A 9,081-nucleotide genomic window follows, 5' to 3' on the forward strand; every position below is an offset into this window, starting at 1 on the left:
ACGCCGCTTTAGCTCAGTTGGTAGAGCAGCTGTCTTGTAAACAGCAGGTCGTCGGTTCGAGTCCGACAAGCGGCTCCACTCATGCTCCGCAGCCGTCCGGGCCTGGAACACTCCTGTCTCAGACCCACCCCACGGCCCGGCATCGAGCTCATCATCGGGAGGGGACATGTCGGTGACCGCACCGCCGACGCCGTCGTGCGCGCTCCACAGTGCCGGCACCTGCCGTTCCTGCCCCCACCTGTCCCGGCCACTGTCCGATCAGCTGGCGTCCAAGCAGTCCCTTGTGGCCTCCCTGCTGGCCGAGCACGTCCCAGCCGGTCTGTGGGAGCCGCCGGCCGCGAGCGCCCCGGAGCGCTTCCGCAACAAGGCGAAGATGGCGGTGGCCGGAACCCTCGCCCGTCCCACCCTGGGGATCCTCGACGGCGCCGGCCACGGCATCGACCTGCGAACCTGCCCGCTGCATGTACCGGCGATCGAGGCGACTCTGCCGGTCCTGGCCGACCTCATCACCGCCCTGGGCGTGCGCCCCTATGATGTGCCCTCACGCTGCGGCGAGCTCAAGTACGTCCTGGTGACCGCCTCACCCGACGGCGACCTCATGGTGCGTTTCGTCCTGCGCTCCCGGCGGCATCTGGAACGGCTGCGCGCCGCTCTGCCCGGTCTCCAGCAGGCGCTGCCTCAGCTGGCGGTGGCCAGCGTCAACATCCAAGGCGTCCACCAGGCCGTCATTGAGGGCCCCGAGGAGATCATTCTGACTGAGGAGGAGCGGCTCCTCATGCGTCTGAGCCTGCCGACGCCATCAGCGAGTACCTCGACCGTCCGGTGCTCCGAAGACGTCGAACTGCCGCTCTACCTGCCCACCCGCTCCTTCTTTCAGACCAACACGGCCGTGGCCGAGGCGCTCTACGCCACCGCCCGCGCCTGGGCACAGGAGTTAGAGCCGGCTCGGGTGTGGGACCTGTTCTGCGGGGTCGGCGGGTTCGCCCTGGCCCTGGCGGCTCCGGGGCGTCGGGTGCTGGGCGTGGAGGTATCCGCCTCGGCCATCGACGGAGCGCGCGATGCCGCCGCTCTCATGGGTCTGAACCCGGCGCTCGTGCGCTTCGAGGCCGGGGACGCCCATGTCCTGGACCCGGACGCCCCGGGAGCCGACGTCTCGGGAGTCTGCGGTGCCCAGAGCCCGGACCTGCTCGTGGTCAATCCGCCCCGGCGCGGGATCGGGGAGCAGCTGGCCGCCCGGATCGAGGCCTCAGGCGTGGAGCGGATGCTCTACTCCTCCTGCAACCCCCGCACGCTGGCGGCGGACCTGGCGCGCCTGCCCTCAATGCGGGCGGTGCGCTCCCGCCTGTTCGACATGTTCCCCCACACTGACCACGCCGAGGTGCTCGTCGAGCTGGTCCGAGGCTAGAACCTGTGCGACAGGGGGATGCGCCGTCGGCAGTCGGTGAGCGCCGCACCTCCACCGCTGACGTGCATTCGCAGCAGGCCCGGGCTCACGGCCATGCGGCCCGGGAAGGGGCACGGCGCCCGGCTAGTCGAGCTCGTCCAGGGCGGCGTGCACGTCCGCCAGGCAGGTGTTGATGGCCTCGGCCCGGTAGGGAACTTCGAGGTCGCGTACGCGCACGGCCAGGTCCGCCAGGTCGCGAGCCTCGGCAAAATCCTGACCGACCAGGGTGCGTGCGGTGGACACGGACTCGGACTCTCCGGCACCGGCGGCTGCGGCCGCCTCCAGCAGATCCAGGATCGGGTCCTGGATGACACCGAGGTCCTCGGCCACGAGGTCCAGCTCGCCGCCCACCAGTTCACGGCGTGCGTCCAGCAGGGCCACACGCTCGGTCAGGGTGCTGGCGCCGTCGCTCAGCGCCGCGCACAGTTCCTTGAGGCTGCCGACGGCATCGTTGGCGTCGACCTCGTCCTCGCCCTCAATGATCTGGAGGGCGAAGAGCCCGGCGGCCAGGTTGTGCAGACGGGCCAGGGCGATACGGAAGCTCACTGAGTCCAGGTCACCGCGCAGCTCCTCGATCTGGCTGCGCAGCGGGTGGAGCTGCTCGGAGCACTCCAGGACCAAGGCGTCAACCTGCCGGCAACGCTCAGCGACATCGTCGACCTGCTCGCCGCGGCCGAGGACCGCGACATCCGCGCTGAGGGCCCTCATGGTCCTGCGCAGGGCGCCCAGGCGGGCCGAGAGGGCCTCGATCTCACCGGCTCGCATGCCCAGGAGGTCGACGAGCCGCTGCCCCTCCTGGAGGACACCGACGAGTCCGGCGGTCTCGATCTCGATCCGACTCATGGCGGCCAGGATCCGGGCCACAGGGCCGTCGGCCTGTGGACTGTCGGGAATACCGACGCCATGGGCCAGGAGCGCGCCGACCTCGGCGACCAGCACCCGTCGAGTGAAGTCGATGGCGTCGGCGTACCCCAGTGCCCGCAGCTCGGACTGGAGGGCGGCCTGTCCGGCGGCGGCCACCTCCCGGCGGGTGGAGCCGGCCGCTGCCGAGGCCTCCTCGATGTCGCGGACCCGCGCATAGGCGACCTCGACGTCGTCGCGCAGGTCGGTGAGCATCGGCAGCGTGCGCACGGACAGGTAGCCCGAGCCGGACGGCACGATCGTGGCGAAGACGCGGTAGTGACCGTCGTCGGAGGAGCGATTGGTGATGTAGGCGCTGGCAGCCCGCCCCTCCTCGATGGCGTCCCAAATACTGCGGAACAGGCCGGCGGGCATGTCCGGGTGCCGTACGACGTTGTGGGCCCGCCCCACCAGGGCGCCGCGCGGGTAGCCGGACAGACGCATGAAGGTGGAGTTGGCGCGGCGGATGCGACCGTGGGAGTCCGTGGTGGAAAAGAAGAGCTCGTCGACGGCGAAGACGTGCTCGACGGGGGCGACGGACTCGACCATGAGTGACCTTCCTTGTGGCGGCACAGGCGCGGAGCAGGTGGAGGGTAGAATCTGCGGCGCCTACGGGGACGTTGTAGGACCTTGGTCGGAAGCCTACTCTCGGCCGTTGCCCGAGGCTGCCAATACCTGTGGGTCGACACATCACAGTGATACAGCGATCTGGCCGATGTCCGACAGTCGAACGGACGTCATCAGCGCCAGAGCGGCTACCCGCCGGCAGCCGACCGGGATCGACTCCCCGTGACGGGACCGCGCCAAGGCCCTGACAGCCCCCGTCAAGCTCCATAGCCTGATGTCATGAACACGTTCCCGCCTGCGCACCGACCCGGCTCCGACCACCACGGCCCGTCCCGCCGCCGTCTGCTGGCGTTGACGGCTCTGGCCCCCGCGACCGCGGTACTGCTGGGCGCGTGCTCTTCCGCATCCGGCAAGCAACTGACCTCCAAGGCCACCCGTGAGACGGTCAACCCCTCCGACGTCGCCTCCGATGTGGCCAAGGCCGCCACCGCCTGCGACCAGCTCGGGGACAAGCTCCTGACCCACTACCTCAAGGCGGACTCAACGACGACGGCGATGGTCTCCCCACTCAGCCTCGCTCTTGTCCTGGCGATCCTGGCCGACGGCGCCACGGATGCCGCGACCCAGGGTTACGACACGCTCCTGGGGCTCTCGGGGGAGGACCGCGACCGCGCCTGGTCGGCCATCCAGAACTCCTTGAACCGCTACGACGGCGCGCCCAAGGGATTCGACCCGGACAAGATCCCGAACAAGCCGCTCACCCACCTGGCCAACCATGTCCTCATTGCCGACGAGAAGGACATCGAGGTCAAGCAGACCTATCTCGACACGGTGCTGCGCTGGTTCTCCGCCGAGATCGAGCAGATCGAGGTGGACTCGATGAAGAAGAACCTCGATGCCTGGGCCTCGCGCAACACGGCCGACCTCATCCCGAACAGCGGCATCAACATCTCCAAGGACACCCGCCTGGTAGTGCAGAACGCCCTGCTCTTCGCAGCCAAGTGGGAATCCCCCTTCAAAGCCAAGGACACCTCGCAGGAGGACTTCACGCTCGCCGGCGGCAAGACCGTCAAGGCCGACCTCATGCACGATACGCGCTCCATCACCTACGCCACCGGAAAGGACTGGGCGGCGGTGCGTTTACACTACGCCGGCGAGGAGCACCACTCGGATGGCTCCCAGCTCGCCCTCGACGTCGTCCTGCCCGACGCCGGCACTCTGCCGGGCGCCATGGACGTCGGAACGTGGGCGGAGGCGTCGGCGGCGCTGGACTCCGCCGAGTCCCGTGAGGTTCAGCTGGCACTGCCCAAACTGGACCTCACGTCCCAGCCCACGGAGCTCCTTGGCTTCCTCAAGGAGCAGGGGCTCAACCCTGAGGGCCTGGACCGGATCGCTCCAAAACTCGCACTGGCCCAGGTGGCCCAGCAGGTGCGCCTCATCCTGGACGAGGAGGGCACGGTGGCCGCCGCCCTCACCGAGGGAGAAGTGGCGGTCACGGCGGAACTGAAGCCGAACGAACTGGTCGAGTTCACAGTGAACCACCCCTACGTGCTGCGACTGCGGGACCTGACCAGCGGCACTGCCCTGGTGGAGGCCGCTGTCATGGATCCCACCGTCAAGACGGTAGGCGCCCCGGCGTAACCGCAACACCTGCTGCCGGCCGACGCAGCCCGCCATATTCTTCCGATCAGTGGGGCCGCTTCGCCGCCCGGACCACTTCCAGACGGTAGGCTCCAGGGCTGACAGGGCACCGTTGCGGGGGACAACCCGCTCGGCCCACCACCTTTTGAGACCAGCAGGAGAACTCCTCATGACTGTCGAGCTCGTCACCACCTCCAGCCCGGAGATCGTCGAGGCCATGGAACGCCTCATCCCGCAGCTCTCCCGCAGCGCTCCGGCGCTGACCGCCGAGCAGTGCCATGCCTTTATCGCCCAGGATGGGGTTTTCCTCTTCGTCTTCCGCCCCGAGGCCGAGGCCGGCCAGAGCACCCCGATCCTGGGCATGCTGACGCTGGCGACCTTCACGATCCCCACGGGCCTGCGCGCCTGGGTGGAGGACGTCGTCGTCGACGGTGAGGCCCGCGGCCAGGGCGCCGGTCAGGCCCTCGTGGAGGCCGCCGTCGAGCACGCCGGCAAGATGGGGGCGCGCACCGTGGACCTGACCTCGCGCCCCTCGCGCGAGGCCGCCAACCGCCTCTACCGCCGCGCCGGCTTCGAGCTGCGGGAGACCAACGTCTACCGCTACGCCCAGGTCTGAGCAGCGAGGCACACCCCCGCTGAGCACACACCCACCGCCACTTCGACAAAATCTTCACAAATGACGCGGAGCCGTGTCGTCTATGAAGTTTTGGTCGAAGTGCGGGGTTTAGACCGTCGGTCGTCCTATGAGGGAGTCGATGAGGTCGGCCAGGCTGGAGACCGTGCCGTCGCACTGGGCCACCACCTCCGGAGGCGACCACGGCAGGGCGTAGGCGTGGTCGGCGGCCTGATGCATGGAGATATCGTTCCAGGAGTCACCGATGGACCACGTCTCCACGGGCTCCGGCGAGCACGAGCCGCCGCCGAGACCCGCCGAGCCGTCGGCCGGGGCGTCGCCGGCTTCGCCGAACGTCTCCGGGACGGACGTCTCATCGAGGCTCGCCACCAACTGCCTGAGACCTGCCCCCTTGGAGGCGGAAGCGGGGACGACGTCGATGAAGTCCTGGTTGCGGAAGCCCACCGCCCGTCCATCCCAGCGCCGACGCAGGTGGGTCTCGGTGCGGGCGGCCATCTCCGGGTCGGTGAAGCGCATTGGCACGCCGATGATCTCGCGCCCCTCCAGGTCGCGTCGAGTAGCGGGGCGGAACAGGGTGAGCAAGTCGGACCCGGAGCCGATCGTGTCGTAGACGAGCAGGTCCTCATCCAGTCCGGTGGTGAACACGGTGACGCCCGGGGCCCCTTCGACGAAATCGAGGATGTCCTCGACGACGCCGGGAGGTAGGGCCGTCGAGTGGCGCACCCTGATGTTCTCGTCCACGATGGCGGCCCCCGTGTAGAGGATGGCGTTGTCGAACTCCAAGCCCATGGGTACCACCACGTGCTCCAGCGCTGAGACGGACCGTCCGGTATTGATGACCAGGAGGTTACCGGCCGCCCGCCACCGGGCCATGGCCTCACGGTCGCGCAGCGGGATCGTCCCGTTGAAGACGATGGTGCCATCCAGATCGGTGGAGATGAGCCTGCGTGGCATGGGGATCCTTTCAATCCAGATCTTGCGGATCTTCAGCGGTCTCGGAGTCGTCTAGGAGTCGTCAGCGACTTCATGGTCCTCAACCGTTGCCACCGCGCCGGAGGACTCCTCGATGGAATCCTGTTGACCGGCCTCCTTGTCGACGGCCTCCCGGCGAGCCTTCTTCTCCGCCTTGCGGGCCTTCTTGTCCTTCTTCCTGTCCTCACGCTCTTGACGCTCGCGGGCCCAGCGGGCGTAGTCCTCAAGAAGCGTACGGGAGCTGGGGGTGAGGATCTTGTTGTCCTCGAGCAGCCCCTCCGCGCGCAGGGTCATGAACTGCAGGTACTCGGGGTTGCGGGTGAGGCCGTACTGGCGCTTGGCCTCCTCCAGGTCGGAGACGTCGCGGCGCACCTGGCGCTCGATCAGGGCTCGTCCGCCCATGAGGAAGATGGCCACGAGCAGGGCCAGGATCGAACCGATCCCCTTGGTGAAGGGGTAGAGGATGCAGGCAATGACCATGAGCCAGGTGACGTACCTGCCCATGGAGTGGGTGTAGCCGTGCCAGCGACCGTCCTCCCCGGTGGCCCAGGCGCGGATCTTGGCGGGACCGTCAGGGTCGCCGCCGCTGAACCAGTCGCGCACCCGAGTGCCGATCGACTTCTTGCTGTCCTCCTTGCCGTTCTCACTCATGCGCGGTCGCCCTCCATGATCATGTCGATGAGCTCGGCCATGGAGCCCACGGTCGTCTCGCACACAGCCGTCACCTCCGGCGGGGACCAGGGCAGGGCGACGGCATGGTCGGCGACGGCGTGCATGTCCAGATCGTTCCAGGAGTCGCCGATGGTCCACACCTCGACCTCCCGCCCTGCCAGCGGACCGTCGAGGAGGGTTCTCAGTCCGGAACCCTTGGTGGCGCCGGCGGGCACGAAGTCGAGGAACTCCTGGTTGCGGTGGCAGTCCAGGACGCCCTCCCAGCGCTGGGTGATCTCCTCCTGAAGACTCTGGCGCAGGGCATCGTCGGTGACGCGCAGGGGCACCCCGATGAAGCGGTGGGAGTCCATCTCCTCCAGGGGCATCTGCTCGAAGACCGCCAGAATCGGGGAGACCTCGTCGTTGTTATCGGCCAGGATGTAGTCGGTCTCGATGGTGGTGGCATAGGTGGTCACCCCCGGCAGGTCGATGGTGCGGGTGGCCACGTCGCGGGCGACGCCGTCGGGCAGGTGGCGGGCGGAGAGGACCTGGTAACTGCTGTCGATGAGGACCGCCCCGGTGAAGACGACGCCGTAGTCGAAGACGATGCCCAGGGGCTCGAAGACGTCACGGGTGGCGAAGGAGGACTTGCCGGTGTCGATGGCCAGGAGGTTGCCGGCGGCCCGCCAGCGGGCCATGGCCTCGCGGTCGGCCGGGGAGACGGAGCGATTGAAGACGATGGTGGCGTCCAGGTCGGTGACGAGGAGTCGGGTCACGCTGGTTCCTTGCTGCAGGGGTTGGCGGAAGGCGGTCGGGGTGGCGACGGTCGGGGTGGATCGGGAAGAGCCGGGAGGCGACGTCGGACAGTGCAGCGGGGGCCCTGATCGAGCGCCCACGGAGCCCGGGGAGCCTCGCGCATTCTACTGAGTGCGCGGAGCGGGGAGGGCGTCGGAGGTGAGCTCCGGTACCCTCCCCGCTCCGCGGCGGGTCATAGCCAGCTCGTGGGCGGCCCGCTAGTCCGTTACAGCCCCAGGAAGCCGGTCGCGGCTCCTGCGATACCGACGGCGAACATGCCCAGGATGATCCACAGGGCGTTGACCTTCTTGTTGAGCAGCCACATGCACAGGAAGGTGAGCCCCAGTGCTGCCAGGCCGGGCAGCAACTGGTCCAGGATGCTCTGGACGGTGGTGTCGGTGACGAGCCCGTCGTCGTTCTTCACCGAGGAGACCACCGCTGGGAACTTGATGGTGGTCCACTTGGAGACCAGGGCGCCCATGACGAACAGACCCATGATGGCGGCCATCTGGGTGATCTTCTTGAGCTGGCCGCCGCCGACCTCGGTGACCATCTCAGTACCGCGCTCGTAGCCGAACTTCAGGCCGTACCAGCGGGTGAGAACGCGCAGGATGTTGATACCGACGAAGAACAGCAGCGGGCCGACGATCGATCCGTTGAGGGCCAGGGAGGCGCCCAACGCCGCCAGGACGGGGCGGGCGGTCCCCCAGAAGATGGGGTCGCCGACGCCGGCCAACGGCCCCATGAGGCCGACCTTGACCGAGGTGATCGTCTCCTCGGAGATGTCCTCGCCCTTGGCCTTCTGCTCCTCCATGGCGGCGGTGACGCCGAACACGACCGAGGAGATCCAGGGCTGGGTGTTGTAGAACTCCAGGTGCCGCTTGAGGGCGGCGGCCTCAGCGGCCTTGTCGCCGCGGTAGACCTTCCGGATGGCCGGCATGAGCGTGTAGCAGAAGCCCATGGCCTGCATGCGCTCGAAGTTGAAGGAGCCGAGCAGGAAGGTGGAGCGCCAGTACATCCGGCGCAGGTCGCGGGTGGTGAGCATCTTCTCCGACGTGGCCGGAGCGGTTTCAGTAGTCATGAGAGTCTTCCTTCCGGCTCAGTCGAGCTCATCATCCAGGTCGTCGTCGAGGTCGTCATCCAGGTCGCTGCCGGAGCCGCCACTGGCCGCGGGGGAGGCGGCCGGCAGGCGCACGGAGTCGTGGAACTCGGGGTTGAGCTGGACGTAGATGACGGCGAGACAGGCTCCCAGGATGCCCAGGGCCACGAGGGTGGCGCCGTTGGGGGCGAGGTCGATGACCCACTTGTCGATGCCCTTGCTGTGGTCGCTGACCATGGCCTTGCCGCCGTAGGTGGTGGCGAAGGTGGCGAAGATGAAGCCCAGGAAGAAGAAGGGCATGAGCTTGCGCGCCTTCATCATGTTGATGACCATGGCGTAACCGACGACGACGATGAAGCCACCGGCGATGTTGAGCCC

At 68.1% G+C, this 9,081-nt stretch carries 9 protein-coding genes and 1 tRNA gene; 4 read left to right on the forward strand and 6 right to left on the reverse strand.

The features are described from left to right. The first annotated feature begins 2 nt into the window (after nt 1-2). Nucleotides 3-78, forward strand: a tRNA-Thr gene (locus tag RWR81_RS10815). A gap of 88 nt (nt 79-166) precedes the next feature. After that, nucleotides 167-1,405 carry a methyltransferase domain-containing protein gene (locus RWR81_RS10820; RefSeq protein ID WP_314457669.1) on the forward strand — a complete coding sequence of 413 codons (1,239 nt, stop codon included), beginning with the start codon at nt 167-169 and terminating at the stop codon, nt 1,403-1,405. A 123-nt stretch (nt 1,406-1,528) separates the two neighbouring features. On the opposite strand, the gene RWR81_RS10825 is transcribed toward RWR81_RS10820, so the two are convergent. Next, complete coding sequence (locus RWR81_RS10825; protein WP_314457671.1) at nt 1,529-2,893, reverse strand: PAS domain-containing protein; 1,365 nt, start codon at nt 2,891-2,893, stop codon at nt 1,529-1,531. Nucleotides 2,894-3,190: 297 nt separating this feature from the next. Between RWR81_RS10825 and RWR81_RS10830 the strand changes: the two genes are divergently transcribed. Together RWR81_RS10830 and RWR81_RS10835 are read left to right on the forward strand one after the other, a co-directional pair. Then, entirely contained in the window at nt 3,191-4,552 is a 1,362-nt protein-coding gene (locus RWR81_RS10830) for a serpin family protein (protein WP_314457673.1), read from the forward strand. A gap of 169 nt (nt 4,553-4,721) precedes the next feature. Further along, nucleotides 4,722-5,168 (forward strand): GNAT family N-acetyltransferase, encoded by a 447-nt coding sequence (locus RWR81_RS10835; RefSeq protein WP_314457675.1) that lies wholly within the window; start codon nt 4,722-4,724, stop codon nt 5,166-5,168. Nucleotides 5,169-5,276: 108 nt separating this feature from the next. On the opposite strand, the gene RWR81_RS10840 is transcribed toward RWR81_RS10835, so the two are convergent. From RWR81_RS10840 to RWR81_RS10860, 5 genes are all read right to left on the reverse strand, one after another. Beyond that, a complete protein-coding gene (locus RWR81_RS10840; protein WP_314457676.1) occupies nt 5,277-6,140 on the reverse strand; it encodes an HAD-IIB family hydrolase in 864 nt (287 codons plus the stop codon). A 51-nt stretch (nt 6,141-6,191) separates the two neighbouring features. Continuing rightward, the gene (locus tag RWR81_RS10845) at nt 6,192-6,809 is read right to left on the reverse strand and encodes a hypothetical protein (protein ID WP_314457677.1); all 618 of its coding nucleotides are present in this window, start codon (nt 6,807-6,809) and stop codon (nt 6,192-6,194) included. Continuing rightward, a complete protein-coding gene (locus tag RWR81_RS10850) occupies nt 6,806-7,585 on the reverse strand; it encodes an HAD family hydrolase (protein ID WP_314457679.1) in 780 nt (259 codons plus the stop codon). The genes RWR81_RS10845 and RWR81_RS10850 overlap by 4 nt, the downstream gene beginning before the upstream one ends. A 245-nt stretch (nt 7,586-7,830) precedes the next feature. Further along, entirely contained in the window at nt 7,831-8,685 is an 855-nt protein-coding gene (locus RWR81_RS10855) for a PTS mannose transporter subunit IID (protein WP_314457681.1), read from the reverse strand. An 18-nt stretch (nt 8,686-8,703) separates the two neighbouring features. Continuing rightward, nucleotides 8,704-9,081: PTS sugar transporter subunit IIC (locus RWR81_RS10860; RefSeq protein WP_314457683.1), on the reverse strand; the 378-nt coding region annotated here is incomplete at its 5' end.

The sequence above is a fragment of the uncultured Actinomyces sp. genome (assembly GCF_963526355.1).
Classification (GTDB): Bacteria; Actinomycetota; Actinomycetes; order Actinomycetales; family Actinomycetaceae; genus Actinomyces.